Consider the following 26616-nt stretch of genomic DNA (forward strand, 5'->3'; position numbering starts at 1 on the left):
TATGTTGATAGGCAAAAGCGTCAACGGCCGCTATAAAATCAAGGAATTGATTGGCGGCGGTGGAATGTCCAATGTGTATTTGGCACATGACATGATTTTGGACCGTGACATCGCGATCAAAATCCTCCGTTACGATTTTTCAAATGAAGAAGAACTGCGCAGACGTTTCCAACGGGAAGCGTTGTCCACCACCAGTCTGGCACATCCGAACATCGTCAATATTTTTGACGTGGGCGAAGATGGATCTGTCCATTACCTGGTGATGGAATACGTTCCAGGAAAAACCTTGAAAGAGTACATAATCGAACATTCACCAGTATCGCCTGAGCGGGCTGTTGAGATTATGAAACAATTGACATCGGCTTTGGCACATGCCCATCACAATCAAATCGTCCACCGGGACATTAAACCTCAAAACATTTTGATGGATGCAGAAGGCAATGTGAAGATTTCCGATTTCGGTATTGCCATGGCGTTGAGTGCAACGTCCTACACCCAGACCAATTCTGTGCTGGGGACCGTCCATTACTTGTCTCCTGAACAGGCACGCGGGGGCACAGCAAATAAAAAATCCGATATTTACTCACTCGGTATTGTCATGTACGAATTGATCACGGGCAAGCTGCCGTTTTCCGGTGAATCGGCTGTATCGATTGCCTTAAAGCATCTGCAGACCGAAACACCTTCTTTGCGTGATACAGTTCCGGCACTTCCTCAAAGTTTGGAAAATATCGTTTTAAAAGCCACGGCAAAAAACATGCAACACCGTTATCAGTCGGCTGATGAAATGGAAGAAGATCTGGCTACAGCTTTATTGCCGGAACGTCTGAATGAACCCAAATTCATGGTTCCTGAGGATCAGGATGAAACGCGTGCCATGCCAGCAATCAAAGACGCCGCTGCTTATACGACTGTGACGGATACGAAAACGATGCCATTGCCGGTCAATGAAGTGAAAAATGAACAGCAAGTTCCACCCAAGAAGAAAAAGAAAAAATGGCCATGGATTTTAGGGATTCTAGCTTTTCTGCTGATCAGCGGATTGGTTCTCGCTATTGCTTTTCCGGGTTTATTCGAACCAAGACAAGTAGCTGTTCCGGATATAACCGGCATGGAGCGCAACGAAGCACTTGAAGAACTGCAGGCCGCAGGGTTTATTGCGGGTGAAGAAACAGATGAATACTCGGAACAGATAGCAGCTGGTCATGTGGTTCGAACGATACCGGAAGCCGGAAAAATGAGGGATCGCGAAACCCAAATTCAATTATTTGTCAGTATGGGCAAAGAAGTTGCTGAAATGGATGATTTTGTCGGCAGTACCCTCGAAGAGGCAGAAGAAGCACTGGAAGAACAGAAATTTGCGCCAGCTGAGTCCAGTGAAGAATTTTCCGATCAGCCGGTGGGCACCATTCTGACTCAAGAACCCGCAGCTGGTGAAGAAGTCATCATCAGTGAGACCACTGTAGAGTTTATTGTCAGCAAAGGTCCGGATCTTCGCAATGTGGAGAATTTGGCAGGATTTACAGAAGAGAACCTCAATGAATACGCCCGTTCTTCCGGATTTAATATCCGCATAATATCGGAACAAGCATCTGATGAAGTCGAAGCGGGGAAAGTCATGTCCCAGACCCCTGCTGCTGGAGAACAGTTGGAAGCTGGCAGTACAATTGAAGTCGTTATCTCAGCAGGCCAACCGGAAAAACCGATGAAAACCTATATCCATACTGTAGAAATTCCATATGAACCTGCTGAACCCGCCGCAGAAGGCGAAGAGCCTGTGGAGCAGACCGTCCAGATCTATGTCCAGGACAATTCACAGACGATGGTAGAGCCTGTCGAGGAGTTTGCCATTACAGAAGACAAGCAGCATCGCATCGAAATGCAGATTGCCGAAGGAGAAAGGGCTTCTTACAGGATCGTCCGGGATTCTACGGTCATCCAAGAAGAAACTTTTGAATATTCAAGCGTAGACTAAACAGCAACTAAAGGAGTGGAAAGATGCCGAAAGGTCAAATCAGAAAAGCATTGAGCGGATTTTACTACGTATTGGATGAAGACGGACAGCGTTACATCCAATGCCGTGGCCGTGGGGTATTTCGCAATCGCCAAATAACGCCGCTCGTCGGGGATTATGTTGACTACAAAGCGGAAAACAACGATTTGGAAGGGACGATCCTGCATGTTTATGAGCGGAAAAACGAATTGGTGAGGCCCCCAATTTCAAACGTCGATCAAGCCATCCTTGTTTTTTCAGCCAAACAGCCGGACTTCCATCCGTTGTTATTGGACCGTTTTTTAACCGCTATTGAGTCGCATTCGATTCAGCCGATCATTTGCCTGACAAAAATGGATCTGCTGAAAGAGGCAGAGAAAGACAAAATCCAACGCTATGTAGCTGATTACGAAAAGATTGGTTATGAAGTAATTCCGACTTTCATTGATGATCCTGCGTTAAAAGATCGTTTGATGCCCGTCCTGGAAGGGAAGATCAGCGTTCTGGCAGGGCAGTCGGGAGTGGGGAAATCAACTTTGTTGAACACCATCCTGCCATCTTTGGAGTTGAAGACGGACGATATTTCCAAAGCGCTGAACCGCGGAAAGCATACCACGCGCCATGTTGAACTGATTGCTGTCAATAATGGCTTATTGGCGGATACGCCTGGCTTCAGTTCATTCGATTTTGAAACCATCGAACGGGAAGAGTTGTCTGCCTGTTTCCCGGAATTCGCAGCGCGTTCCAATGACTGCAAATTCCGTGAATGTTTGCACATGAATGAACCTAAATGTGCGATTAAAGCGGCCGTAGAGGCTAATGAAATTCCTGATTACCGTTATAAGCATTACCTGAAATTCCTGGAAGAAATAATGAGCCGAAAGCCGAGGTATTCAAATGATTAAAATTGCACCGTCTATTCTAGCAGCCGATTTTGCAAAACTTGGAGAAGAAGTATTGGAAGTGGAAAAAGCAGGAGCAGATTGGATCCATGTGGATGTTATGGATGGCCATTTTGTACCGAATATTTCATTTGGGCCGATTGTCTTGAATGCCATCCGTCCGTTGACCAAATTACCGATGGATGTCCATTTGATGATTGAAAATCCGGATCTTTATATTGAAGAGTTTGCGAAAGCAGGTGCTGACTTTATCACTGTTCATGTAGAGGCATGCCCGCACCTTCACCGGACTATTCAATTGATCCGTTCGTTTGGCGTCAAACCGGGTGTCGTTTTGAACCCGCATACACCGATAGAAACGATACAGCATGTGTTGGAAGATATCGATTTGGTCCTGTTCATGACTGTAAACCCTGGTTTTGGTGGACAGAAATTCATTCATTCTGTCGTTCCAAAAGTCAAGCAGCTGTCGGATATCATTAAGGAAAAAGGCCTTTCCATCGAAATTGAAATAGATGGCGGCATCAACGAAGAAACCATCAAACCTTGTGCAGAAGCTGGCGCGACTGTCTTTGTGGCAGGATCAGCCATCTACAGCAAGAAAGACCGGACGCAGGCTCTTCAAGCGATCAGGAAAGCGGGAGAAGAGGCGATTTCGTGAAACTCATCCTGATTGCAGGAGGTCCGGCAGGTGAACTGCCGGACTTTTCTTTTTTTCCGGAAGCTTCTTATATCGGCGTCGATTCGGGTACGTTGACGCTTCTCGAAAAAGGCATTCGGCCATTAGCGGCCATAGGCGATTTTGATTCGGTTACTGCTGAAGAATATGAAAAAATACTTGCAGTCATGCCGGAATTGACACGGGCTCCATCTGAAAAAGAACAGTCCGATACCGAGTTGGGGCTGGAGAAGGCGATGACCTATCATCCGGATCAAGTCATCTTGACAGGGGTAACAGGCGGGCGGCTCGATCATTATATGAGTGCTTTGCATATCATGTTCAGTTACCAGCAGAAATTCCCGGAAACCCACTTTCTCCTATTGAATAACCAAAACCGCATTCGCTTCCTAAGTCCAGGCACGCACGCCGTGGAAAAGGATGAACGCTACCGTTATGTTTCGTTTTATCCATTTGCAGAGGAAGTGGAGGGGTTGACTTTGTCAGGATTTAAATACCCAGTGACCGATGAAGCTGTACCTTACGGGACCACGCGCTTTGTCAGCAATGAACTGCTTGGGCATGGCAGTGTCATTATACAAAGCGGAAGCTGTCTGATGGTGGAAAGTTCCGACGCTTAAACATTCAAAGCGACACAAAACAGGCAGCGAGAAGGAGACTCCTTCTCGTTGCCTGTTTTACAGTTTTATATTACGTTGAAGCGATTATGTAAGCATACTTTTACAACGAAAAAATGCCGGGCTGATTAGATCAGCACCGGCATTATCCATGAGCGATTATACGCGCTCAACTTTTCCTGATTTCATGGCTCTTGCAGAAACCCATACACGTTTCGGTTTACCGTCTACAAGGATGCGAACTTTTTGAAGGTTTGCTCCCCATGTACGTTTCGTCGAATTCATTGCGTGCGAACGGGCATTTCCGGCGCGAGCTTTACGTCCACTAATTGCACATACTTTAGGCATGTAAGTCCCTCCTCACAAGTGAAGCTGAAAATTATTATAGAATTTCAGTTCGTTTTTCGTTTCACATACTTTAATAATTTACCACAGACATATCGGGTTTGCAACTATATTTCGAGGTCTTTAAAGAAAAAAACCTTTACACCCTAAAACGCCTCCTTTTCTTCTATAAGGGTTTAAGGTAGAATGAAAAGAGTGAAATAGGACTCAAGGAGGAATTTCAATGTCGATTGAATTGAAGAACGAATATGGTCAAATCGATATTTCCAATGATGTAATTGCTCAAATAGCAGGCGGCGCCGCTATCGAATGCTATGGTATTGTAGGCATGGCAACGAAACACCAGATACGTGACGGCTTGACAGATATCCTTCGCAAAGAAAATTTTGCTAAAGGAGTGCTTGTGCGCCAGGAAGATGACGATTTGGTCATTGATATGTATGTCATCATCAGTTATGGTACGAAAATTTCTGAAGTGGCTTATCAAGTCCAGTCCAAAGTGAAATACACAGTAAACCAAACATTAGGAATGTCAGTAAAAGCAGTAAACATTTTTGTCCAAGGAGTTCGTGTAACGAACCCGTAGGAGGAGGAAGAGTCAGTTATGAAGTCATTAAACGGATTAAAGTTCGCTGAAATGGTTCAGATGGGATCACACCATCTTTTTCAAAATGCGGATTATGTTGATGCATTAAACGTGTTCCCGGTGCCTGATGGCGATACAGGAACGAATATGAATTTATCGATGACTTCTGGAGCGAAGGAAACGACTGCCCAAGCAGAAGAACACATCGGCAAAACAGCAAACGCTTTATCAAAAGGCTTGTTGATGGGTGCCCGAGGAAATTCGGGTGTTATTCTTTCTCAGCTTTTCAGAGGTTTCAGCAAATACATTGCAGCCGAAACGGAATTGTCCGCACTTAAGTTTGCTGAAGCTCTTCAGCATGGCGTAGAGACGGCGTATAAAGCTGTAATGAAACCGGTTGAAGGAACAATTTTGACGGTCGCAAAAGATGCGGCTGCCAAAGGCATGGAAACAGCGAAGACAGAAGAAGATATCATTGTATGGTTCGAAACGGTTTTGGCGGAAGCACAGGCTTCTTTAGAGCGGACTCCGGATCTTTTGCCCGTTTTGAAAGAAGTGGGTGTCGTTGACAGTGGCGGACAAGGTCTTGTATATGTCTACGAAGGTTTCTTGGCTTCATTGAAAGGCGAAGAATTACCGGAAAAACATGCGCATAACTCAATGACGGACTTGGTCAGCGCAGAACATCATAAAAATATTGCCAGCTTCATGGATACAGCTGATATTGAATTTGGCTACTGCACGGAGTTTATGGTGAAATTTGAAAAAGGCAAGAAAGAGTTTAACGAAGCTTTATTCCGTTCTGATTTGAGTGAGTATGGAGATTCTTTGCTGGTCATCGCTGATGATGAAATCGCAAAAATTCATATCCATTCGGAAGAACCAGGAAAAGTGCTTACATATGGGCAGGACTACGGAAGCCTGATCAGCATGAAAATAGAAAATATGCGCCAGCAGCATATTGATATTGTCGGCGAAGACTTCCAGAAAAATGCGCCAAAACAGCAGACAGTACAGCCATACGCGGTGGTGACGGTTGCAATGGGCGAAGGTATCGCAGACTTGCTTCGCAGCATCGGCGCTTCCTATGTTATTGAAGGCGGCCAGACGATGAACCCATCGACAGAAGATATCGTCAACGCGGTCAAGTCGATCGGCGCAGAGCGCGTGCTGATCTTGCCGAACAACAAGAACATTATTATGGCTGCAGAACAGGCAGCTGAGCTTTTGGATATAGAAGCAGCAGTCGTACCGACAAAAGATGTACCTCAAGGGATGTCTGCTTTGCTGGCCTTTAATCCAGATGCTTCGGTGGAAGATAACCAGGCTGCCATGGCGAGCGCTTCCAAACATGTGAAGTCAGGATCTGTGACATTTGCGGTCCGCGATACTTCAATCGATGGCATCGAAATTAAAAAAGATGACTTCATGGGGATTTCTGAAGGCAAAATCGTTGTCTCTGACAGCAACCTGGATTCGGTAACCGAAAAACTGGCTAAACAGCTGGTGGACAGTGAAGCGGAAATTGTCACCATTCTTTTCGGTGAAGATGTGACAGCGGCTGATGCTGAAAAGTTGGGTCAATTCATTGAAACGCTGAACAGCGACGTCGAAGTTGAAATTCATGAAGGCAAACAACCTCTTTATCCGTTTATAATTGCTGTAGAATAATATTATTTTTTAGATTTTCCAATAAAATTAAGATTTGAGCGCATACCCTGTATGCGCTTTTATTTTTGTTAAATATGTCGAAATAGTGTAAACTATTGATATACGTAAATTGAAAGAAAGGGGTTTGAGCCATGAAGTTCAAATCTGTTTTTGATATAATCGGCCCAGTCATGATTGGGCCATCCTCTTCGCATACTGCGGGAGCAGCCCGCATCGGAAGAGTAGCGAGGGATTTATTCGGCAGACAGCCGGACTGGGCAAAAGTGCATCTTTATGGCTCGTTTGCAGAAACCTATAAAGGACATAGCACGGATGTCGCAATCATTGGCGGGTTGTTGGATTACGATACGTTTGACGAACGCATCAAAACCTCATTCGAGGAAGCAGAGAAAGTGGGCATGACGTTTGAATTCATTCCCGAAACCGGACATGTAGACCACCCGAACACTGCTCGCATCGTCATCGGTGACAAGGATTCTGAAATGTCGATGATGGGCATTTCAATCGGCGGCGGAAAAATTGAAATTACGGAATTGAACGGTTTTCCGCTTCGCTTGTCAGGGAATCATCCGGCCATACTCGTAGTTCATGAAGACCGTTCAGGCTGTATTGCGAATGTGGCAAACTGCTTGTATAAATACGACATCAATATTGGCCACATGGAAGTATCCCGAAAAGAAAAAGGGCATATGGCATTGATGGTCATCGAAGTTGATCAAAATGTGGATCGAGAAGTAATGGATGAGTTGAGAAAACTTCCGAACATCACGCAGGTGACGAGAATCGCCGATTAAATTGGAGGGTATAAAAATGGAAGCTTTATTCCGCAATGTACGAGAATTGGTTGAACGGGCTGAAAAAGAGCAGAAATTGATTTCTGAAATCATGATTGAACAAGAAATGCTCATGACAGACCGTTCACGTGAAGATATTATGAAGCAGATGGACCGTAATTTAACGGTCATGGAAGAAGCCGTAGAAAAAGGCCTGCAAGGCGTTCATTCCGTATCAGGATTGACAGGTGGAGACGCCGTCCTGTTGCAAGCTTATCGTGCGAAAGGCAACACGCTCTCAGGCGACCTATTGCTTGATGCAGTCAGCAAAGCAGTTGCGACCAACGAAGTAAACGCTGCCATGGGAACTATTTGTGCTACACCAACAGCAGGATCAGCTGGCGTTGTACCGGGAACATTATTTGCGGTACAGAATAAATTGAATCCGACTAGAGAGCAGATGATCCGTTATTTGTTTACAGCAGGTGCCTTCGGATTTGTCGTAGCCAATAATGCTTCGATTTCCGGAGCTGCAGGCGGTTGCCAGGCAGAAGTAGGATCGGCAGCCGGAATGGCATCGGCGGCGATAATCGAAATGGCGGGCGGAACACCTCAGCAAAGTTCGGAAGCCTTTGCAATCACGATGAAAAACATGCTTGGCTTGGTCTGCGATCCAGTGGCGGGATTAGTGGAAGTGCCATGTGTGAAGCGTAATGCAATGGGAGCCGCCAATGCAGTTGTAGCTGCGGATATGGCCTTGGCCGGTGTCACCAGCCGTATTCCATGCGATGAAGTGATCGGTGCCATGTTCGAAATCGGCCAATCCATGCCGAGTGCATTGCGGGAAACTGCAAAAGGCGGACTTGCTGCAACACCTACCGGAAAGTGGCTTGAGTCCAAAATCTTTGGTGGAGCAGTTGTTGGCAGTGGGCAGTAAAGATTCAGTCGCCACATTAAAAGGGGTCGGCAAACAGGCTGCCGAAACCCTGCAGGAAATGAAGATTGAGACTATACATGACTTGATCATGACATTTCCGTATCGCCATGAAGATTTTCAGTTGAAGGATTTGGCAGATACACCGCATAATGAACGCGTGACGGTGGAAGGAAGGGTGGAGAGCGAAGCTTCCATCCTTTTTTTGGGTAAGAAAAAGTCACGCACACAAGTACGGGTGTTGGTTGGACGCCACTTGGTTAAGGCTATTTTCTTCAATCAGCCCTATGTGAAAGCCAAATTGCATCTAGGGGAAGTCATCACACTTACAGGGAAATGGGACCGTGGCCGCCAGGTAATTACGGTATCAAGCCATTCCATCGGTCCGCGCACCGGCGGAGCGGATTTTGAACCTGTCTATAGCCTGAAAGGCAGTATCCACCAAAAAACGTTCCGTAAGCTGATGAGGCAGGCATTAGATTTGGCGAAAGAAGACATTGAAGAATGTCTGCCACAGCGATTTCTTGCCACTTATCAGTTGGCTTCAATTCAAGATGCCTTGGAATGGGTTCACTTCCCGCCGGATGGTGAAGCAGTCAAACAAGCGCGCAGGCGTTTTGTTTATGAAGAATTATTGATGTTTCAATTGAAGATGCAGGCGCTCCGCAAAAAGAACCGCGAAGAAGAAGGCGGTTCGTTTATCGATTATGATTTGGAGCGATTGAAGCTCTTTATTGACGCCTTGCCTTTCGATTTGACTGCTGCGCAAAAACGCGTAGTCAATGAGATTTGCAAGGATATGAAAGAGCCGTTCCGCATGAATCGCCTGTTGCAGGGCGACGTGGGTTCAGGGAAGACAGTTGTGGCAGCCATTGCGCTATATGCAGCCCATACGGCTGGGCTGCAGGGTGCTTTGATGGCGCCGACTGAAATTCTCGCTGAACAGCACGCCAATACATTGTCCCAATGGTTTCAGCCGTTTTCTTTGAATATCGCTTTATTGACGGGGTCGGTAAAAGGCAAGAAGCGCCAGTTGATCCTGCAGCAGCTGGCAGCGGGAGAAATCGATTTGCTGATCGGTACACATGCGTTAATTCAGCCGGAAGTGCAGTTCCGTAAACTCGGGCTTGTCATAACCGATGAACAGCACCGTTTTGGTGTAGACCAACGCCGTGTCCTGAAAGACAAAGGTTATAATCCGGACGTGTTGTTCATGACAGCCACGCCGATTCCAAGGACTTTGGCCATTTCTGCTTTCGGGGAAATGGACGTGTCCATTATTGATGAAATGCCGGTTGGCCGAAAAGAAATCGAGACTTACTGGATGAAAAAAGAGATGTTCGGAAAAATTGTTGGCCGAATGGAAAAAGAATTGTCAGCTGGACGACAAGCTTATGTCATTTGCCCGTTGATCGAGGAATCCGATAAATTGGATTACCAAAACGCAGTCGATCTGTTTCAACAGCTGGCGATGTATTTCAAAGACCGTTTTACGGTCGGGCTGATGCACGGCCGCCTGCATTCTGAAGAAAAAGAACAGACCATGCGCGAGTTTACAGAAGGAAAAATCGATGTATTGGTATCGACCACCGTAGTTGAAGTCGGAGTCAACGTACCGAATGCGTCCTTTATGCTCATTTATGATGCTGAACGTTTTGGGTTGTCACAGCTGCATCAATTGCGCGGCCGTGTCGGACGCGGCAGTGAGCAATCCTATTGCGTCCTATTGGCGGATCCGAAAACGGAAATCGGCAAAGAACGTATGGCGACGATGACTGAAACCAATGACGGGTTTGTGCTTGCAGAAAAAGATCTGCAGCTGAGGGGTCCTGGAGACTTTTTCGGCCGTAAGCAAAGCGGTATTCCCGAATTTAAAATGGCAGATCTCGTGCACGATTATCGGGCATTGGAAACAGCCAGAAAAGATGCAGAACAATTGATCAACAGTGAAGAATTTTGGCAGGCGGATGACATGCGCTGTCTGCGCCGCCAAATAGAACAGTCCGGTGTATTATCAGGTGGAAGATTGGATTAAGAATGCAGGGTGCATAATTTCCCTTGCATTCTTTTTTTGTTATTTATATACTGATGTTAGTACCAAGTGCTAATAGCGGGCGGTGACATAGTGAGAAGACCAAAAAAAGAGCGGCAACAAGCATTGAAGGATACGATCAGGGATAATCCATTTGTAACGGACGAAGAGCTGTCGGTTGAATTTGATGTCAGCGTGCAGACGATCCGTTTGGACCGGATGGAACTTGCCATACCGGAATTGCGGGAGCGCATTAAGCACGTAGCCGTAAAAACCTTTGAAGACGAAGTGAAATCCCTCCCGATTGATGAAGTCATTGGGGAGATTATTGATATTGAATTGGATAAAAAAGCAATTTCGATTTTTGATGTAAAACCGGAGCATGTTTTTCAGCGAAATCAGATTGCCAGGGGACATCACCTGTTCGCGCAGGCCAATTCTCTGGCAGTTGCGGTGATGAACGAAGAGTTGGCATTGACCGTGAAATCGGAACTGCAATTTTTGCGTCCGGTTACAGCGGGCCAACGTGTCGTTGCGAAAGCGGAAGTGGTCGACAGCCATCCTGAAAAAAATCGGGCGTTCGTGAAAGTCGTTTCGGCAGTCGATCAACTGACGGTTTTCATCGGAACATTTGAAATGTATCGAATGACAGAGCAAAGTGAAGGTGACGAGAAATGAAAATAGCGGTTGACGCAATGGGTGGAGACAATGCCCCCAAAGAAATTATCGCAGGAGTATACAAAGCATTGGATGAATTCAGTGATATTGAAATCCAACTATACGGCCATCAGGAAAAAATGCAGGAATTTCTTAAGGAACATGAACGCCTGACAATCGTCCATTGTGAAGAGGTCATCGAGTCGGAAGATGATCCGGTCCGGTCAGTCAGACGCAAGAAAGACGCTTCCATGGTCCGTATGGCTCAAGCTGTAAAAGACGGCCAGGCAGACGCATGCGTATCAGCAGGAAATACAGGAGCACTCATGTCAGCAGGCTTGTTTGTTGTAGGCCGAATTGACGGTGTGGACCGGCCTGCATTGGCACCAACCTTGCCGACTATTGATGGAAAAGGGTTTGTTATGCTGGACATGGGCGCCAATGCAGAAGCCCGGCCGGAACACCTTGTGCAATACGCCATCATGGGAAGCATCTATGCGGAAAAAGTCCGAGGTATTGAAAATCCGACGGTCGGGTTACTGAATATCGGGACGGAAGAGAAAAAAGGCAATGATTTGACCAAAGCAGCTTTTCCTTTATTGAAGGAAGCGCCTGTCAACTTTATCGGCAACGTGGAATCGCGTGATCTGTTGAATGGTGTTGCGGATGTTGTGGTCACCGATGGGTTTACAGGCAATATGGTGTTGAAAACAATAGAAGGTACGGCAATGAATGTCTTTTCCATGATTAAAGATGTGTTCATGAGTTCTGCTAAAACAAAAGTTGCCGCTTTCTTGGTGAAAGACAATATCAAAGGCTTGAAAGGCATGCTGGATTACAGCGAATACGGCGGTGCTGGCCTGTTTGGTTTGAAGGCGCCTGTCATCAAAGCGCATGGTTCGTCGAACGCTACAGCATTGTTCAATGCGATACGCCAGACACGCACGATGGTGGAATATGATGTAACCGGAACAATTTACAGTACGCTGAAAAAGGAGACTGTCCATGAAGACTAAAATTGCATTTATCTATCCAGGCCAAGGATCTCAGGCGGTCGGAATGGGCGAAAGCTTTTTAACTGATGATACAAGCCGGAAGTTTTTTGAAAACGCGGATCAGTCCCTAGGCCTGAACTTATCCAAACTGATGCTTGAAGGGCCGCAGGAAGAATTGACGCTGACTTATCATGCTCAACCTGCCTTGCTGACAGTCAGTTCAATGATTACAGAACGGTTGATCCGTGCTGGTATCCGGCCTGACTATACAGCCGGCCATAGCCTTGGTGAATACAGCGCGCTGGTTACTTCCAATGTGATGGAATTTCCGACAGCTGTCGACATCGTACATAAACGTGGTTTGTTCATGAATACCGCTTTTCCTGCAGGAGAAGGCACGATGGCGGCTATTCTGGGTATGGACAGTGCAGAGCTGGAAAAAGTGACCAATGAAGTCACTGATACCACAGGTGTTGTTCAATTGGCCAACTTAAATTGCCCAGGACAAATCGTTATCTCTGGAACAAAAGCAGGAGTGGAGCAGGCTTGTCTGCTGGCCAAAGAACGCGGTGCCAAAAGAGCGATTCCGCTTGATGTCAGCGGACCCTTCCATTCGGAATTGATGCGTTCGGCATCGCAGGACCTGGCAAAAGAATTGAGTGCTGCTTTCCTATTGGATGCTAAAGTACCGGTGGTTTCGAATGTTACGGCCAAATCGGAAACGAATGCTGCTCAAATACAGGATCTATTGGTACGCCAATTGTATTCACCGGTGCTATGGGAGCAATCTGTCCGTGAAATGATCGATTTGGACGTTACGGTCTTCATCGAAATCGGCCCAGGAAAAGTATTGAGCGGACTTGTGAAAAAAATTGACCGTTCGGTTAAAACCTTGCCGGTCTATGACCTGGAGTCATTTGAAAAAGCGGTAGAGGAGTTGGCGAAATGAGCAAATTAGCTGGGAAAACAGCAATCATTACCGGAGCGTCCCGCGGGATCGGAGCGGAAATCGCTCGGCAATTCGCAGCAAACGGAGCTAAAGTGGTTGTCAATTACAGCGGCAGCCAAGAAAAAGCGGAAGCGGTTGTAGCAGATATCCAAGCAAACGGCGGAGAAGCGATTGCAGTCAAAGCCAATGTCTCAGATTCAGAATCAGTCAAGGCATTGGTGGATGGAGCCATGAAAACTTTCGGGTCTGTGGATATTTTGGTCAATAACGCCGGAATTACCCGTGATAACCTGATGATGCGCATGAAGGACGATGAATGGGATGATGTCATCAACACCAATTTAAAAGGTGTCTTTGTTTGCACCAAAGCGGTGACCCGCCAAATGATGAAACAACGTGCTGGCCGGATCATTAACATCGCTTCAATCGTAGGTGTCATGGGCAATGCGGGACAGGCAAACTATGTCGCATCAAAAGCGGGTGTCATCGGATTGACTAAAACAACAGCCCGTGAATTGGCAAGCCGCGGCATCACAGCCAATGCTGTAGCGCCCGGATTCATCACGACCGATATGACCGACCAATTGACCGAAGATGTCCAAAAAGCGATGTTGGGACAAATTCCGTTGGGCCGGTTCGGTGCGCCTGAAGATGTCGCGAAAGCTGCGCTTTTCCTGGCTTCTGATGATGCTTCCTATATGACGGGCCAAACGCTTCATCTTGATGGCGGAATGGTCATGTAAGAAAGTTTTTTGTATACTGATTTGAGGGGAGGTGACGACATTGTCAACAGTATTAGAGAGAGTAACTAAAGTAATCGTGGATCGTCTAGGTGTAGAAGAAAGCGAAGTGAAACTTGAAGCTTCATTTACCGGTGACCTAGGTGCAGATTCATTGGACGTAGTGGAATTGGTTATGGAACTTGAAGATGAATTCGATATGGAAATTTCTGACGAAGATGCTGAAAGCATGGCTACAGTAGGCGACGCAGTAACGTACATCGAGAAGAAGCAAGCTTAAGGCCGAAATGCTGAAGCGATCGTTAAGACCCGACAGGCATAAGGCGCGTTGACGAAGCGGCGTGTTTTTGCCGCACAGTCGACGTGACTTATGACCCCGAGGGTCTGATCGCTGAAGCTGGACACCACGAAATGCAGAAGCGCCTGTGTAGCTCTGACGGGCATAAGACGCTCCGTCGAAGCGGCGTTTTCAGCCGCCTAGCTGGAGTGGCTTATGACCCTAGAATCTGGCCGTTGAAGCTGGACACCAAGAAATGCAGAAGCGACCAAGCGGTCCTTTCGAAAAAGATACTTAAACACCCATTGACGCACAATTGCTGTTATACTAAGCAGTTGTGCGTCAATTCTCTTTTTGCACAATAGCTGAAAAAAAGGTAAAATTGATGGAAGTCCACAAAGGAAGGCAGATAAAAAATGGCAATGAATAGAAAAGCGAATCATCAAAAGCCAGGCGTTATAAAAGAAAGTGCCAAAGCGGCGTTTGAACAACTGCAAAAAGAGCTGAACGTTTCATTTAATAAACCCGCCCTGCTGTATCAGGCATTTACGCATTCATCTTATGTGAATGAGCATCGGAGAAAACAATTTACCGATAACGAACGATTGGAATTTTTGGGAGATGCAGTGCTGGAACTATCGGTTTCGCATTACCTCTATATGAAATATCCTGAAATGAGCGAAGGCGAATTGACGAAGCTGCGTGCAGCCATCGTTTGTGAACCGTCACTTGTTTTATTTGCCAATGAACTCCAATTCGGCAAATACATCCTGTTAGGAAAAGGGGAAGAGCTGACAGGGGGCCGGACGCGTCCAGCTTTGCTTGCAGATGTATTTGAATCCTATATCGGCGCTCTGTACCTGGATCAGGGAATGGACCCAGTTGTCGCGTTTTTGGAGAAGATATTGTTTCCAAAAGTAGAAATCGGTGCTTTTTCGCATGTGATGGATTATAAAAGCCAATTGCAGGAATTAATACAGCAGAAGAATAATGGGGCATTGAGTTATGAAATTATCGATGAAACCGGACCTGCACACAGCCGTGTGTTCGTGACGCGAGTGTCTCTGGCAGACCAGGAGCTCGGAGTCGGCAACGGCCGGTCCAAAAAAGAGGCGGAACAGCAGGCAGCTCAGCTGGCAATCCGTAAATTGCAAGAAGCAGCGGAGGATTAACGATGTTTTTGAAGAGATTGGAAGTCATGGGGTTCAAATCGTTTGCTGATCGCATTGGCATTGATTTTGTACCCGGAGTAACAGCCGTCGTCGGACCGAACGGCAGCGGCAAAAGCAATGTCACCGATGCCATCCGTTGGGTGCTCGGTGAACAATCCGCGAAATCACTGCGCGGAGCCAAAATGGAAGATGTGATCTTTTCAGGAAGCGATTCCCGAAAACCGCTGAATTTTGCGGAAGTCACGTTAATTTTAGATAATGCAGATGGCCGTGTCCCTCTCGATTACAGCGAAGTCAGCGTAACGAGAAGGGTTTTTCGCAGTGGCGAAAGTGCCTATTTGCTGAACAAGCAAAATTGCCGGCTAAAGGATATCACCGACCTGTTTATGGATTCAGGGCTTGGAAAAGAAGCCTTTTCCATCATTTCACAGGGGCGTGTAGACGAGATCCTGAATTCCAAAGCAGAAGAGCGCCGGTCGATTTTTGAAGAAGCCGCCGGTGTCCTGAAATACAAACAGCGCAAGAAAAAAGCTGAAGTGAAATTAAACGAAACCGATGAAAACCTGAATCGGGTGCTGGATATCCTGCATGAATTGGATGGCCGGATGGAACCGCTTCAGATCCAAGCTTCTACAGCGCGCGATTATTTGGATATGAACGAACAACTGAAAGATGCCGATATCGCTTTATTGGCATTTGATGCGGGCAACTTGGAGCAGGAATTGGAACAGCTGACGTTCGATGCTGCAGCACATACGGAAAAAGAACAGCAATTATCAGCTGATATCCATCTGAAAGAACGTGCAGTTGCAAAAATCCGCCGTACTTTGGCTGATCTGGATAATAAAATAGATCAGGCGCAGAATTCTCTTGTGGAAGCGAGTGCGGAGACCGAGAAATGGCAAGGGCGCAAATTGCTCATGTCCGAGAAAAAGAGCAATGCCCATCGGCAAGCCAAGCAATTGCAGGGAAATGTGGATGCTGAAAAAATAGAAAATGTTTTTTTGCAAAAGAAGCATACCGAGCAATTAGTTTTGCTGGAAGAGCGCAAAGTGGAGCTGCAGACAATTAGAGCGGCAATCAAACAACTTGAAGAACAATTGAACCGCAGCCCGGCTGACATCGAAAATGAAATTGAAAACTGCAAGTCTATTTATATTGAATTGATGAATGAACAGGCAACAGTTAAAAATGAATTGAAGAATATCGGTTTGCAGGCACAGCAATTATCCGAGTCGACAGGACGCATCGAATCACAGCGCACGGACTTTACGGCAGAGTTGTCCAAGCTGGAAAGTGAAAAAACGAAAGCGGAGCAGAACGCTCAAGAAATCCGAACGTTATTGGATGACAAACGCCAGCAATACAAAGACAGCGAAGCTGCCTACCAACAGCAGAAGCAAAACTTCGAACAAAAACAGTCGATGCTGTTCCAGGCGTATCAATCGCAGAAGCAATTAGCTGCACGGATTGGCACACTTCAAGAACTGGAAGCTGATTTTTCGGGGTTTTTCCAAGGGGTACGTGAAGTGTTGGTAGCGCGTGAAAAAGGTCATCTAGCAGGAATTAGAGGGGCTGTCGCTGAGCTTGCGCAAGTGGAGAAAACCCACGCCAAAGCCATCGAAACGGCTTTGGGCGCTTCCAGCCAGCACATTGTCACGGAAAATGAACAGCATGCCCGTGAAGCCATCGATTTTCTTCGGAAGAAAAGAGCAGGCCGTTCCACGTTCCTGCCGATGACTGTCATGAAGGCCAGAAAGATTCCAGAACATACACTGGCCACAGTCCGTGAACATCCTTCCTATATCAGCATGGCTTTTGAATTGGTCAGCTACGATTCACAATACAGCATGATCATTGAAAACTTATTGGGCAATGTCATCATTGCGACTGATTTAAAAGGTGCCACGGCTATTGCAAGAGCAACCGGCAACCGTTTCCGTGTTGTGACACTAGAAGGCGATATCGTCAATGCCGGTGGATCGATGACAGGCGGAGCCAGCAAAATGCAAGCCTCTTTCTTTACGCGAAAAGCGGAGCTTGAACAATTGCTGGTACAGGCTTCGGAATTGAAAGAAACGATCCTGAATGCAGAGAAAACCGTTCAGAAAGAGCAGGCGGATGTCAAAGCAGCTGAAGAATCGATTCAAATTCTGCGGGCCGAAGGCGAAAAATACCGCGATATGGAAGCCGAAAGTGCCATTATCCTGCGTGAAATTGAGGCGGTACTAAAAACCACCATTGAGCGTTTCCGCCTTTTCGAAGCGCAACAGAAAAACAGGGAATACGATTTGACGGCCATTACCGGGCGTCAGGAAACAGCCGCCAGCCGCCTTGAGAGCATCGTTAAAGAATTGCACGCCATTACTGTGAAAATCGACGAATTGACGCTGTTCAAGCAGCAAAATGAATCAGCACGCGATCAGGTTCTGGAGAAATTAGCTGAACAGAAGTCCTTATATGCGGTGACAAAAGAACGTGTCACGCAATTGACTGCCAGCGAAGCTGAACTTTCTGAACGCTTGGAGAAAAGTAACCGCAAGCTGCAGGAACATCAAAAAGAACTGCAGTGGATCCAGTCGGAAGAAGCGGCAAAAGTCTATTCGGATGAGGAAATCCTTCGTGAAATCGAGTCTTGGTCAGCGAAGAAAGTGCAGATTCAGCAAACTGTCAACCAGACGAAAGAACAGCGGGCAGAGCAGCAAAATGGCCTGAATGAGCTTGAAGAAAACCTAAGGGAACAACAGCGCATCTACAAAGGCTATGTAGAGGCCATCCGAATCTGTGAAGTCAAATCGACGCGATTGGATGTCCAGATCCAAAGCCTTATTGCGCAGCTTGAAGCCAGTTACCAGCTGACACTGGAGCAGGCGAAACAATTTGAAATGATGGACGAAGAAACAGTTGTCCGCAGAAAGGTCAAGTTGCTGAAGCAGTCGATTGAGGAACTCGGGCCGGTGCATCTTGGCGCCATCGAGGAATTCGATCATGTTTCTGACCGCCATGCATTTTTGACGGAGCAGCGCAATGACTTGAATGAAGCAAAAGATACTTTGCGTACATTGATTCGTGAAATGGATGGGGAAATGACCAGCCGTTTCGATGAAACCTTCCACGCAATCCGCAAACAGTTCCAACGTGTCTTCAAAGAGCTTTTTGGTGGAGGTTCGGCGGATCTCGTACTGACCGATCCGCAGGACTTGCTTATGACCGGTGTGGAAATAATCGCTCAGCCGCCAGGCAAAAAACTGCAGAACCTGACCCTTTTATCGGGAGGGGAACGTGCACTGACTGCCATCGCTTTATTGTTTGCGATTTTGAATGTGCGCCCTGTGCCATTCTGTGTCCTTGACGAAGTAGAAGCGGCGCTTGATGAATCGAATGTCGTGCGTTACAGTCAATACCTGAAGAAATTCAGCGAAGACACACAGTTCATCGTCATTACGCATCGTAAAGGAACAATGGAAGGCGCGGATGTTTTGTATGGCATAACCATGCAGGAATCTGGAATTTCGAAATTGGTTTCCGTTAAACTTGAAGAGAAAATTTAAAAGAGGAGTGGTCACGTGAGTTTCTTTAAAAAATTAAAAGAAAAATTTGCTGGGAACGCCGAGGCTGAAGAATCAACTGAAAAATACAAAGAAGGCTTAGCCAAAACCCGTACAGGCTTTACTTCAAAAATCAATGATTTAGTGGCGAAATACCGCAAAGTCGACGAAGACTTTTTTGAGGAACTGGAAGAAATCCTTTTGCAGGCGGACGTTGGATTTGAAACAGTCCTTGAGTTGATGGACGACTTGCGTTTTGAAGTGCAGCGGAAAAACGTCAAGGACACATCAAACGTTCAATCTGTCATCTCTGAAAAATTGGTTGAAATCTATCAGGCTGGCGAAGCCGAAATCAACGAAATCAATTTCGTTGAGGGTCTGACGGTTATTTTAATGGTCGGCGTCAATGGGGTCGGAAAAACTACCACAATCGGTAAATTAGCGCATCGTTTCAAAAACGAAGGCAAAACCGTCATGTTGGCCGCAGGTGATACATTCCGTGCGGGAGCAATCGAACAATTGGATGTTTGGGGCCAGCGTGTAGGCGTTGACGTCATCAAGCAAAGCGAAGGTTCAGATCCTGCGGCCGTCATGTATGACGCTGTCCGTTCGGCTAAATCCCGCGGAGTGGATGTTTTGATCTGTGATACGGCTGGCCGTCTCCAGAACAAAGTCAATCTGATGAATGAACTGCAGAAAGTGCACCGTGTCATATCACGTGAAGTTCCAGGCGCGCCCCATGAAGTGCTGCTGGCACTTGATGCCACAACCGGACAAAATGCCATGATCCAAGCGCAGACGTTCAAAGAAGTAACGGATGTCACAGGCATTGTCCTGACCAAATTGGATGGAACGGCAAAAGGCGGTATTGTCTTGGCGATCCGCAACAAGCTGAAGATTCCTGTGAAATACGTAGGCTTGGGTGAAAAATTGGATGATCTCCAACCGTTTGACGCCCAAAAATATGTCTATGGTTTATTTGCTGAAGGCTTGGATAAAGAGCAGCAATTGGAAGATGCACAGACAGACAAGTAAAATTACTTGACAGCACTATTAAAATTCAGTATTCTAAGCAGTAGAATGAGTGGGGTGAGCATCAATGATGGGATTGGAAAAAACAACACGCATGAACTATTTGTTTGATTTCTATCAGGAGCTCCTGACGCCTAAACAGCGCAGCTATATGATGCTGTATTATTTAGATGACCATTCACTGGGCGAAATTGCGGAAGAATACGACATCACCCGCCAGGCAGTTTATGATAATATCCGCCGAACGGAAGCGATGCTCGAAGAATATGAACGCAAATTGCAGCTGTTCGAGAAATTTCAGAAACGGCAGCAATTGGTTTCGTCATTTGAAAAACAGCCATTCACAGAAGAACACGTCCAGCAATTTCTGGACGAACTGAAGGAATGGGACTAGGAGGCGGAAAGAATGGCATTTGAAGGATTATCCGAACGCCTGCAAGGCACCATGACAAAGATCAAAGGCAAAGGAAAAGTCAACGAAGCAGACGTTAAGGAAATGATGCGGGAAGTCCGTTTCGCCTTAATCGAAGCGGATGTCAACTTGAAGGTCGTCAAAGAATTCGTCAAGAAAGTCAGCGAACGCGCGGTTGGTGAGGATGTCATGGAAAGCCTGACTCCTGGCCAGCAAGTCGTCAAAATCGTTAAAGATGAACTGACTGAATTGATGGGCGGCGAAGAACGGAAAATCGAATTTTCCACAAAACAGCCAACCGTCATTATGATGGTCGGGCTGCAAGGAGCCGGTAAAACGACCACTACCGGAAAACTCGCCAATCTGTTGCGCAGAAAACACAACCGTAAACCACTGCTGGTAGCAGCCGATGTTTACCGTCCGGCTGCAATTCAGCAGCTTGAGACAATCGGTAAACAACTGTCTCTTCCAGTCTTTTCGAAAGGGACAGAACTGTCTCCTGTTGAAATTGCCCGCCAGGCGATTGAACATGCAAAAACAGAACATTTGGATACAGTCATCATCGATACGGCAGGCCGTCTGCATGTCGATGAAGCCTTGATGCAGGAATTGAAGGATATTCGTGCCCTTAAAGAGCCGGATGAGATTTTCCTGGTCGTTGATGCTATGACTGGTCAGGATGCCGTAAACGTGGCGCAGAACTTCGATGAAGCTGTCGGCATTTCAGGTGTCGTCTTAACGAAACTGGATGGCGATACGCGAGGCGGTGCAGCTCTGTCAATCCGTTCTGTTACCCAGAAACCGATCAAGTTTGTCGGGATGGGTGAAAAAATGGATGCGCTGGAAGCTTTCCATCCGGAACGTATGGCATCGCGTATCCTTGGGATGGGCGATATGTTGTCGCTGATCGAAAAGGCGCAGTCAAGCGTGGATGAAACAAAAGCCAAAGAACTGGAAGAGAAGTTCAGAACTTCCACGTTCACTTTTGATGATTTCCTTGAACAAATGTCTCAGGTCAAGCAAATGGGGCCATTGGATGAAATTCTGAAGATGCTTCCAGGGGCCAATAAAATTAAAGGCCTTGAAAACGCTAAAGTTGATGAAAGCCAAATGGATCGTGTGGAAGCCATCATCTATTCGATGACGACGAAGGAAAAAACCACACCCGAAATCATCAACGCAAACCGAAAAAAACGAATTGCCAAAGGTTCAGGAACGAGCATTCAAGATGTCAACCGGCTCTTGAAACAGTTTGAAGACATGAAGAAAATGATGAAACAAATGTCTGGCATGACCAATAAAAAAGGCAAAAAGAAAATGGGAATGCCAGGCCTGGACTCACTTTTCAAGTAAAAATTTAAGGTGTTAAGAAAAAATACTTTACAAACTATTTAAAGCTTGCTAATATAATATCTTGTGTGAAACTATTCGGAGGTGCTTTAAGAAATGGCAGTAAAAATTCGCTTGAAACGTATGGGAGCTAAGAAATCTCCTTTTTACCGTATTGTAGTAGCTGACTCACGTGCTCCACGTGACGGCCGTCAAATCCAGACAGTAGGTACTTACAACCCGCTGACAGTTCCAGCTGAAGTTAAGATCGACGAAGAACTAGTGTTGAAATGGCTTCATGATGGTGCTAAACCATCTGACACTGTGCGCAACTTGTTTTCTCAAAAAGGCATTATGGAGAAATTCCATAACGAAAAATTAAGCAAGTAAGGGAGATTTTCTTATGAAGCAGCTGATTGAGACCATTGTGAAACCGTTAGTTGATTATCCGGAACATGTTCATGTCGAAACCGACGAAAACGCAAGCCGAATCGTCTACAAGCTTTCTGTGCATCCTGAGGATACAGGGAAAGTGATCGGGAAACAGGGACGAGTAGCGAAAGCTGTCCGTTCAATTGTGTACTCAGCAGCAGGTGGTTATCATAAGAAGAAAACTTACCTCGATATTGTGGATTAAGAAGAAGGAAGGAGCCCTGGTTCCTTCCTTTTTTTTCAGAAAAAACGAAAGGATGTTTGCTTGTGCAATGGTTTAATGTAGGGAAAATTGTCAATACCCATGGAATCCGTGGCGAAGTGCGTGTTTTGTCGCGCACCGATTTTCCGGAAGAACGATTTGCGGTAGGAACGAAACTGGGGCTTTTCACGCCGGATGCAAAAAAACCGATCATGGTGAAAATCGCCAGCCATCGCCAGCATAAGAATTTTGAATTGGTGACGTTTGAAGGCTACCCAAACATCAATGATGTAGAACCGTTTAAAGAATCCTATTTAAAGATCGCTGAACACGATTTGTCGGAGCTTGAAGACAATGCGTTCTACCATCATGAAATTTTAGGCTGTACAGTTTTTTCAACTGATGGAGAGGAAATCGGAACCATCAGTGAAATTTTGGAGACAGGCGCCAATGATGTTTGGGAAGTGACCCCGAAAACAGGGAAGAAACACTACATTCCTTATATTGAAGATATTGTAAAAGAAGTGGATGTAGATGAAAAGAAAGTGATCATCGAAGTGATGGAAGGTTTGTTGTCTTGATGAACATTAACGTCCTATCGCTGTTTCCTCCGATGTTTGAAGGCGTCTTTCAACATTCGATCATGAAAAAAGCGCAGGAAAAAAATGCGGTCAGCTTGAATGTCGTGGATATCCGTGAATTTGCCGATAACAAGCGGCAAGTTGATGACTATCCATTCGGCGGAGGTGCTGGCATGGTATTGAAACCTGAGCCCATTTTCAATGCCGTTGAAAGTCTGACTCAAGAAAGCACGCCAAGGGTCATTTTGATGTGTCCGCAAGGCGAGCGTTTTACGCAGCAAAAGGCAGAAGAGCTGGCGGCTGAGAAGGAACTGGTATTCATCTGCGGCCATTATGAAGGCTATGATGAACGCATCCGCGAACACTTGGTGACGGATGAGATTTCGATTGGGGATTTTGTGTTGACTGGCGGGGAGCTTGCAGCCATGACAGTCATCGACAGTATCGTCAGATTGCTTCCAGGGGTATTAGGGAACGCAGACTCGCCGGTTCGCGACTCATTCTCTACCGGGCTCTTAGAACACCCACAATACACACGCCCAGCCGAATTCAGAGGGTGGAGGGTGCCGGAGGTCTTGACTTCCGGGAATCATGGCAAAGTCGATCAGTGGCGTGAAGAACAAACCTTGAAACGGACGTTGGAGCGCCGGCCGGATTTGCTTGAAAAAATCGAATTGAACGACAAGCAACAGAAAATAATCGCTCAGCTGAAAAAACAAAAATAGATCGCAGTATACTCTTGCACTGGAATATGTTTAGTGGTAGTATGGATACTGTACTTTTATGTGAAGTACAGGATCACGATGTTCCGCTGCAACAGTCCATTTGGGTGTAAGAGCATCTGTAGAAGGAGAGAAAAATAATGCAAAACATTATTACAGAAATCACTAAAGAACAGCTTCGTACGGATCTTCCAACGTTCCGTCCTGGAGATACTGTCCGCGTCCACGTTAAAGTTGTAGAGGGTACACGCGAACGTATTCAGGTATACGAAGGAGTAGTTATCGGTCGTCGTGGAGGCGGAATCAGTGAATCATTCACTGTTCGCAAAATCTCATACGGTGTTGGTGTTGAGCGTACATTCCCTGTACACACACCAAAAATTGCACAGCTTGAAGTTACCCGTCGTGGTAAAGTACGTCGTGCGAAATTGTACTACTTGCGTGATCTACGCGGTAAAGCAGCTCGTATCAAAGAAATTCGATAAGATTGCATTAATGAAAGAGGGCGCTTGCGCCCTCTTTCTTTTTGCTAAAAAGTTTATTTCCTTGTACAATTAAAGCAGTACGCATGGGGAGGAACACGCATGGAGACTGAAGTGAAGAAGAAGAATGAACTGTGGGAATGGTCCAAAGCTCTGTTGATCGCCTTCGGTTTGGCAGCAATTATCCGTTTCTTTTTATTCACGCCGATTGTAGTGGATGGAGAATCGATGATGCCGACTCTAGAACATGGAGATCGGATGATCGTCAACAAGATCGGTTATTCTGTCGGAGAACCTGACCGTTTCGATATCATCGTTTTTCATGCACCGGAACAAAAAGATTATATCAAGCGTATAATCGGATTGCCGGGAGATCATGTCGCCTATGAAAACGATCAGTTATATATAAATGGTGAAGCAGTTGAAGAGCCCTATCTGGATATCTACAAGCAAGGAATAACCGGTACATTGACAGAAGATTTTGCTCTGGAGGATGTAACGGGAGAAAGCACCATACCCGAAGGATCTGTTTTTGTGATGGGCGATAATCGCCGCCAAAGCAAAGACAGCCGCCATATCGGATTGGTCCCGACCGACGAAGTGATCGGGGATACAAGTTTCGTTTTTTGGCCGTTGGCTGAAGCGGGAGTTGTCAAATAAGGAGTGGTTTTATGACGATACAATGGTTTCCTGGACATATGGCAAAAGCACGGAGACAAGTTACTGAAAAATTAAAGTTGGTTGATATCATTTTTGAACTTGTGGATGCCAGGTTACCTTTATCTTCACGAAATCCGATGATCGATCAAGTGATTCAGCAAAAACCCCGTCTCATTATCTTGAATAAAATGGACATGGCAGATGAAGTTGAAACGAAAAAGTGGATTCGTTATTTTGAGGATCAAGGTACCCGGGCGGTAGCCATCAATTCCCTTGAGGGAAGAGGGCTCCAGCTCGTGACAAAAGCGTCGAAAGAAATACTGTCAGACAGATGGGATCGCATGATTGCCAAAGGCATCAAGCCCCGTGCCATTCGTGCGATGATTGTCGGCATTCCAAACGTCGGAAAATCGACGCTCATTAACCGTTTGTCGAAGAAGAGTCTTGCGAAGACCGGTAATATGCCGGGGGTGACAAAAGCACAGCAATGGATTAAAGTCGGCAAGGAAATTGAGTTGTTGGATACCCCTGGTATTTTATGGCCGAAGTTTGAGGATCCGGAGACCGGCTTGAAATTAGCGGTAACGGGTGCCATCAAAGATTCAGTCATCCAAATGCAGGAATTGGCGATTTACTCTTTGAAATTCCTGGAAGAGCGCTATCCGGAACGCATGATGGAGCGCTATGGCATTGACCATGTTGACGAGGAAATCGTCAATACCTTTGATCACATCGGCAAAAAACGCGGTTGTTACGACCAACATGGCGATATCGATTATGAAACGACGGCAGAAGTAGTGGTTCGGGATATCCGCAACCAGCATTTAGGTAAAGTGACGTTCGATTACAGAGATGAAATGATTGAAGAAGAGTGAGGATTCGCTCCATTCGGTAACTGGCTGTTCCTCAGGTTTGAGGAACAGCTTTTTATGTTGAAGCGAAGAATAATGGGCTTTTAGATCTTGGCAAGGTATGCGGCAAACGAGAAAAATTGCAAAAGAAAGAAGTTGGAAAGATGCAAAAAACAAATGAAATAAAAATCAGGCTGAACGCGACCACAGAATGGCAGCTGTGGATGGATGAACTCCAAGATGATCCACGCAAAAGCGTACAGGCTTTATTGGCCTCATGGCATAGAAAAAGAATGCAGCAGGAAAAATTGCTGGAAAACCATAATGCTAAATTGCATTTCGACAGTTTGTTTAGAAAGCAAGGCTCTGCCTTAGTGGCAGGCATCGATGAAGCAGGCAGAGGTCCGCTTGCTGGCCCGGTTGTCACGGCTGCAGTCATTCTGCCTGAGGATTGTTCCAGCCTTATAGGGTTAAATGATTCCAAACAATTAAGCAAACTTAAACGCGATCAGTTTGCCGAAATTATCAAACAAATTGCTGTCAGCTACTCAGTGCACGTTCAGCCGCCGGCAGAGATCGATCGTCTTAATATTTACCAGGCGACTAGGAATTCCATGACCAGAGCAGCTCTGGCACTTTCTCCTGCGCCTTCTGTAGTGCTGGCAGATGCCATGATGCTTGAATTGCCGATGCCTTGTGAATCCATCATCAAAGGCGATGCCAAGAGTTTGAGCATTGCAGCGGCTTCAATTTTGGCAAAGACCGGAAGAGACGCCATCATGGAAAAGTATGCAGTTCAATATCCACAATATGGTTTTGAGAAACATGCCGGATACGGCACCAAAGATCATGTTGCTGCACTTGAAATGCATGGTCCATGTGAGATCCATCGCAGCACGTTTGAGCCTGTTAAATCTCTTTTAACGCAAAGTTCTCTGTTTTAAGCATAGGAAGTTTCATCCATACAGCTAACTTCGGTGGACATTTTGTGTCAACTTTAATACAATGGTAAAGGTAGTGAAATAACGATACAGATGTTTGAT

28 protein-coding genes are annotated in these 26616 nt (G+C 46.1%); 27 read left to right on the forward strand and 1 reads right to left on the reverse strand.

Features of this window, described 5'->3' with window-relative positions; all coding sequences use genetic code 11:
- Nucleotide 1: 1 nt before the first annotated feature.
- The 4 genes from pknB to QMA01_RS02335 are packed head-to-tail and all read left to right on the forward strand — an operon-like array spanning nucleotide 2 to nucleotide 4194.
- Nucleotides 2-1975: a Stk1 family PASTA domain-containing Ser/Thr kinase gene (pknB, locus tag QMA01_RS02320; RefSeq protein ID WP_290214217.1), complete on the forward strand. Its 1974-nt coding sequence runs from the start codon at nucleotides 2-4 to the stop codon at nucleotides 1973-1975.
- Between the two features lie 23 nt (nucleotides 1976-1998).
- The gene (rsgA, locus tag QMA01_RS02325; protein ID WP_191714032.1) at nucleotides 1999-2898 is read left to right on the forward strand and encodes a ribosome small subunit-dependent GTPase A; all 900 of its coding nucleotides are present in this window, start codon (nucleotides 1999-2001) and stop codon (nucleotides 2896-2898) included.
- The gene (rpe, locus tag QMA01_RS02330; protein WP_290214218.1) at nucleotides 2891-3556 is read left to right on the forward strand and encodes a ribulose-phosphate 3-epimerase; all 666 of its coding nucleotides are present in this window, start codon (nucleotides 2891-2893) and stop codon (nucleotides 3554-3556) included. Before rsgA ends, rpe begins: the two co-directional genes overlap by 8 nt.
- Nucleotides 3553-4194, forward strand: coding sequence for a thiamine diphosphokinase (locus QMA01_RS02335; protein ID WP_191714034.1), 642 nt, complete (start codon nucleotides 3553-3555; stop codon nucleotides 4192-4194). Before rpe ends, QMA01_RS02335 begins: the two co-directional genes overlap by 4 nt.
- A gap of 156 nt (nucleotides 4195-4350) precedes the next feature.
- Here the strand turns inward: QMA01_RS02335 and rpmB are convergent, their stop codons facing one another.
- On the reverse strand, nucleotides 4351-4539 hold the full coding sequence (gene rpmB, locus QMA01_RS02340; protein WP_049693306.1) for a 50S ribosomal protein L28: 189 nt from the start codon (nucleotides 4537-4539) through the stop codon (nucleotides 4351-4353).
- Nucleotides 4540-4759: 220 nt separating this feature from the next.
- Here rpmB and QMA01_RS02345 point away from each other — a divergent pair, with 220 nt between their 5' ends.
- From QMA01_RS02345 to QMA01_RS02455, 23 genes are all read left to right on the forward strand, one after another.
- Complete coding sequence (locus QMA01_RS02345; RefSeq protein ID WP_191714035.1) at nucleotides 4760-5122, forward strand: Asp23/Gls24 family envelope stress response protein; 363 nt, start codon at nucleotides 4760-4762, stop codon at nucleotides 5120-5122.
- A gap of 18 nt (nucleotides 5123-5140) precedes the next feature.
- Entirely contained in the window at nucleotides 5141-6793 is a 1653-nt protein-coding gene (locus QMA01_RS02350) for a DAK2 domain-containing protein (protein ID WP_191714036.1), read from the forward strand.
- A gap of 131 nt (nucleotides 6794-6924) precedes the next feature.
- Nucleotides 6925-7587 carry an L-serine ammonia-lyase, iron-sulfur-dependent subunit beta gene (sdaAB, locus tag QMA01_RS02355; RefSeq protein ID WP_290214219.1) on the forward strand — a complete coding sequence of 221 codons (663 nt, stop codon included), beginning with the start codon at nucleotides 6925-6927 and terminating at the stop codon, nucleotides 7585-7587.
- Nucleotides 7588-7603: 16 nt separating this feature from the next.
- Nucleotides 7604-8503: an L-serine ammonia-lyase, iron-sulfur-dependent, subunit alpha gene (gene sdaAA, locus QMA01_RS02360; RefSeq protein WP_203339424.1), complete on the forward strand. Its 900-nt coding sequence runs from the start codon at nucleotides 7604-7606 to the stop codon at nucleotides 8501-8503.
- Entirely contained in the window at nucleotides 8493-10535 is a 2043-nt protein-coding gene (gene recG / locus QMA01_RS02365; protein ID WP_290184699.1) for an ATP-dependent DNA helicase RecG, read from the forward strand. Before sdaAA ends, recG begins: the two co-directional genes overlap by 11 nt.
- Nucleotides 10536-10625: 90 nt before the next feature.
- Entirely contained in the window at nucleotides 10626-11210 is a 585-nt protein-coding gene (gene fapR, locus QMA01_RS02370; RefSeq protein ID WP_290184616.1) for a transcription factor FapR, read from the forward strand.
- Nucleotides 11207-12205: a phosphate acyltransferase PlsX gene (gene plsX, locus QMA01_RS02375; protein WP_290184618.1), complete on the forward strand. Its 999-nt coding sequence runs from the start codon at nucleotides 11207-11209 to the stop codon at nucleotides 12203-12205. The genes fapR and plsX overlap by 4 nt, the downstream gene beginning before the upstream one ends.
- Nucleotides 12195-13133 carry an ACP S-malonyltransferase gene (fabD, locus tag QMA01_RS02380; protein WP_191714041.1) on the forward strand — a complete coding sequence of 313 codons (939 nt, stop codon included), beginning with the start codon at nucleotides 12195-12197 and terminating at the stop codon, nucleotides 13131-13133. Before plsX ends, fabD begins: the two co-directional genes overlap by 11 nt.
- Entirely contained in the window at nucleotides 13130-13876 is a 747-nt protein-coding gene (fabG, locus tag QMA01_RS02385; protein ID WP_290214220.1) for a 3-oxoacyl-[acyl-carrier-protein] reductase, read from the forward strand. The genes fabD and fabG overlap by 4 nt, the downstream gene beginning before the upstream one ends.
- Before the next feature lie 40 nt (nucleotides 13877-13916).
- The gene (locus QMA01_RS02390) at nucleotides 13917-14153 is read left to right on the forward strand and encodes an acyl carrier protein (RefSeq protein WP_146556574.1); all 237 of its coding nucleotides are present in this window, start codon (nucleotides 13917-13919) and stop codon (nucleotides 14151-14153) included.
- A 413-nt stretch (nucleotides 14154-14566) separates the two neighbouring features.
- On the forward strand, nucleotides 14567-15322 hold the full coding sequence (gene rnc / locus QMA01_RS02395; protein ID WP_301610302.1) for a ribonuclease III: 756 nt from the start codon (nucleotides 14567-14569) through the stop codon (nucleotides 15320-15322).
- Nucleotides 15323-15324: 2 nt separating this feature from the next.
- Complete coding sequence (smc, locus tag QMA01_RS02400; RefSeq protein ID WP_290214221.1) at nucleotides 15325-18873, forward strand: chromosome segregation protein SMC; 3549 nt, start codon at nucleotides 15325-15327, stop codon at nucleotides 18871-18873.
- A gap of 15 nt (nucleotides 18874-18888) precedes the next feature.
- Nucleotides 18889-19905 (forward strand): signal recognition particle-docking protein FtsY, encoded by a 1017-nt coding sequence (gene ftsY, locus QMA01_RS02405; RefSeq protein ID WP_191714044.1) that lies wholly within the window; start codon nucleotides 18889-18891, stop codon nucleotides 19903-19905.
- Nucleotides 19906-19972: 67 nt separating this feature from the next.
- Complete coding sequence (locus QMA01_RS02410; protein ID WP_191714498.1) at nucleotides 19973-20296, forward strand: putative DNA-binding protein; 324 nt, start codon at nucleotides 19973-19975, stop codon at nucleotides 20294-20296.
- A 12-nt stretch (nucleotides 20297-20308) separates the two neighbouring features.
- Nucleotides 20309-21667, forward strand: a complete 1359-nt coding sequence (ffh, locus tag QMA01_RS02415; protein WP_191714045.1) for a signal recognition particle protein — start codon at nucleotides 20309-20311, stop codon at nucleotides 21665-21667.
- 93 nt (nucleotides 21668-21760) lie between these two features.
- Complete coding sequence (gene rpsP, locus QMA01_RS02420) at nucleotides 21761-22033, forward strand: 30S ribosomal protein S16 (protein WP_191714046.1); 273 nt, start codon at nucleotides 21761-21763, stop codon at nucleotides 22031-22033.
- 13 nt (nucleotides 22034-22046) lie between these two features.
- Nucleotides 22047-22280: a KH domain-containing protein gene (locus QMA01_RS02425; protein ID WP_191714047.1), complete on the forward strand. Its 234-nt coding sequence runs from the start codon at nucleotides 22047-22049 to the stop codon at nucleotides 22278-22280.
- Between the two features lie 62 nt (nucleotides 22281-22342).
- On the forward strand, nucleotides 22343-22858 hold the full coding sequence (gene rimM / locus QMA01_RS02430) for a ribosome maturation factor RimM (RefSeq protein ID WP_203339427.1): 516 nt from the start codon (nucleotides 22343-22345) through the stop codon (nucleotides 22856-22858).
- Nucleotides 22858-23583 (forward strand): tRNA (guanosine(37)-N1)-methyltransferase TrmD, encoded by a 726-nt coding sequence (trmD, locus tag QMA01_RS02435; RefSeq protein ID WP_290214644.1) that lies wholly within the window; start codon nucleotides 22858-22860, stop codon nucleotides 23581-23583. Before rimM ends, trmD begins: the two co-directional genes overlap by 1 nt.
- A gap of 137 nt (nucleotides 23584-23720) precedes the next feature.
- Complete coding sequence (gene rplS / locus QMA01_RS02440; protein ID WP_191714049.1) at nucleotides 23721-24065, forward strand: 50S ribosomal protein L19; 345 nt, start codon at nucleotides 23721-23723, stop codon at nucleotides 24063-24065.
- Nucleotides 24066-24164: 99 nt separating this feature from the next.
- Entirely contained in the window at nucleotides 24165-24722 is a 558-nt protein-coding gene (gene lepB, locus QMA01_RS02445) for a signal peptidase I (RefSeq protein WP_191714050.1), read from the forward strand.
- A gap of 11 nt (nucleotides 24723-24733) precedes the next feature.
- Nucleotides 24734-25597, forward strand: coding sequence for a ribosome biogenesis GTPase YlqF (gene ylqF, locus QMA01_RS02450; protein ID WP_290214222.1), 864 nt, complete (start codon nucleotides 24734-24736; stop codon nucleotides 25595-25597).
- A 140-nt stretch (nucleotides 25598-25737) separates the two neighbouring features.
- Complete coding sequence (locus QMA01_RS02455) at nucleotides 25738-26517, forward strand: ribonuclease HII (RefSeq protein WP_290214223.1); 780 nt, start codon at nucleotides 25738-25740, stop codon at nucleotides 26515-26517.
- Nucleotides 26518-26616 lie beyond the last annotated feature (99 nt).

This window comes from Planococcus notacanthi (assembly GCF_030407825.1).
Lineage (GTDB): Bacteria > Bacillota > Bacilli > Bacillales_A > Planococcaceae > Planococcus > Planococcus notacanthi.

Excerpts from the sequence above, each read along its gene's own strand:
- pknB (WP_290214217.1), top strand. The coding sequence starts at position 2 with ATGTTGATAGGCAAAAGCGTCAACGGCCGCTATAAAATCAAGGAATTG.
- rsgA (WP_191714032.1), top strand. The coding sequence starts at position 1,999 with ATGCCGAAAGGTCAAATCAGAAAAGCATTGAGCGGATTTTACTACGTA.
- rpe (WP_290214218.1), top strand. The coding sequence starts at position 2,891 with ATGATTAAAATTGCACCGTCTATTCTAGCAGCCGATTTTGCAAAACTT.
- rpmB (WP_049693306.1), bottom strand. The coding sequence starts at position 4,539 with ATGCCTAAAGTATGTGCAATTAGTGGACGTAAAGCTCGCGCCGGAAAT.
- QMA01_RS02345 (WP_191714035.1), top strand. The coding sequence starts at position 4,760 with ATGTCGATTGAATTGAAGAACGAATATGGTCAAATCGATATTTCCAAT.
- QMA01_RS02350 (WP_191714036.1), top strand. The coding sequence starts at position 5,141 with ATGAAGTCATTAAACGGATTAAAGTTCGCTGAAATGGTTCAGATGGGA.
- sdaAB (WP_290214219.1), top strand. The coding sequence starts at position 6,925 with ATGAAGTTCAAATCTGTTTTTGATATAATCGGCCCAGTCATGATTGGG.
- sdaAA (WP_203339424.1), top strand. The coding sequence starts at position 7,604 with ATGGAAGCTTTATTCCGCAATGTACGAGAATTGGTTGAACGGGCTGAA.
- plsX (WP_290184618.1), top strand. The coding sequence starts at position 11,207 with ATGAAAATAGCGGTTGACGCAATGGGTGGAGACAATGCCCCCAAAGAA.
- fabD (WP_191714041.1), top strand. The coding sequence starts at position 12,195 with ATGAAGACTAAAATTGCATTTATCTATCCAGGCCAAGGATCTCAGGCG.
- fabG (WP_290214220.1), top strand. The coding sequence starts at position 13,130 with ATGAGCAAATTAGCTGGGAAAACAGCAATCATTACCGGAGCGTCCCGC.
- rnc (WP_301610302.1), top strand. The coding sequence starts at position 14,567 with ATGGCAATGAATAGAAAAGCGAATCATCAAAAGCCAGGCGTTATAAAA.
- smc (WP_290214221.1), top strand. The coding sequence starts at position 15,325 with ATGTTTTTGAAGAGATTGGAAGTCATGGGGTTCAAATCGTTTGCTGAT.
- QMA01_RS02410 (WP_191714498.1), top strand. The coding sequence starts at position 19,973 with ATGGGATTGGAAAAAACAACACGCATGAACTATTTGTTTGATTTCTAT.
- ffh (WP_191714045.1), top strand. The coding sequence starts at position 20,309 with ATGGCATTTGAAGGATTATCCGAACGCCTGCAAGGCACCATGACAAAG.
- rpsP (WP_191714046.1), top strand. The coding sequence starts at position 21,761 with ATGGCAGTAAAAATTCGCTTGAAACGTATGGGAGCTAAGAAATCTCCT.
- QMA01_RS02425 (WP_191714047.1), top strand. The coding sequence starts at position 22,047 with ATGAAGCAGCTGATTGAGACCATTGTGAAACCGTTAGTTGATTATCCG.
- trmD (WP_290214644.1), top strand. The coding sequence starts at position 22,858 with ATGAACATTAACGTCCTATCGCTGTTTCCTCCGATGTTTGAAGGCGTC.
- rplS (WP_191714049.1), top strand. The coding sequence starts at position 23,721 with ATGCAAAACATTATTACAGAAATCACTAAAGAACAGCTTCGTACGGAT.
- lepB (WP_191714050.1), top strand. The coding sequence starts at position 24,165 with ATGGAGACTGAAGTGAAGAAGAAGAATGAACTGTGGGAATGGTCCAAA.
- ylqF (WP_290214222.1), top strand. The coding sequence starts at position 24,734 with ATGACGATACAATGGTTTCCTGGACATATGGCAAAAGCACGGAGACAA.
- QMA01_RS02455 (WP_290214223.1), top strand. The coding sequence starts at position 25,738 with ATGCAAAAAACAAATGAAATAAAAATCAGGCTGAACGCGACCACAGAA.